This is a genomic window from Klebsiella sp. ME-303, assembly GCF_007910085.1.
Classification (GTDB): Bacteria; Pseudomonadota; Gammaproteobacteria; order Enterobacterales; family Enterobacteriaceae; genus Klebsiella; species Klebsiella michiganensis.
This window is the reverse complement of the sequence record NZ_VOJB01000002.1, coordinates 1-539: the sequence shown is the minus strand read 5'-3', so window position 1 is coordinate 539 and position 539 is coordinate 1. Positions and strand designations below refer to the sequence as shown.

At 52.9% G+C, this 539-nt stretch carries 2 protein-coding genes; both read left to right on the top strand.

Going from position 1 to position 539, the window contains the following annotated elements:
- Nucleotides 1–45: 45 nt before the first annotated feature.
- Nucleotides 46–321, top strand: coding sequence for a hypothetical protein (locus tag FQK12_RS00015; RefSeq protein WP_014228562.1), 276 nt, complete (start codon nucleotides 46–48; stop codon nucleotides 319–321).
- A complete protein-coding gene (locus FQK12_RS00010; protein WP_032694446.1) occupies nucleotides 272–463 on the top strand; it encodes a hypothetical protein in 192 nt (63 codons plus the stop codon). The genes FQK12_RS00015 and FQK12_RS00010 overlap by 50 nt, the downstream gene beginning before the upstream one ends.
- Nucleotides 464–539 lie beyond the last annotated feature (76 nt).

The window sequence follows — 539 nt, the reverse complement described above, 5'->3', positions numbered from 1 at the left end:
GTGCGCTGTTTAACTTGGCTAAATCAGTACTGGTGTGAGGTCGCTATGGGCATTGAAATGATTATTGGTCTGGCAACTGCGTTGCTGGCCGTTGTCGCTGGCGCATTTGGGTTAGGCCATGCGCGTGGGACCAACAAGGCAGAAGCCAAAGCCGATCAGCAGCGAACCGAAGAGAACGCCGCTGCTACCGTCGCCGCGGCAGAACGCCGGGCTGATGCAACGAAAGGGGCCAGTGATGTACAGGAAGACGTTAAGCGTATGGGCGATGACGATGTTGATCGGGAGCTGCGCGAAAAGTTTACCCGCCCCGGTAGTCGTTGATACGGCCTGCAACTGGGTGAGGGTCATCTACCTGACCGACCACGATATTGAAGTTCTCGACCGTCAGACGAAGCGCGACATTCTGGCGCACAACAACTCCGTGCTGGCTAACTGCGAGAAGAAACCCACCAATAATCAGTAAGCTAATGCTTGCAAATTAGCAGTTCGTCTGCTAACGCTTCGTGATAAGATTTTCAGCGGAAATTATCTATTAAAAG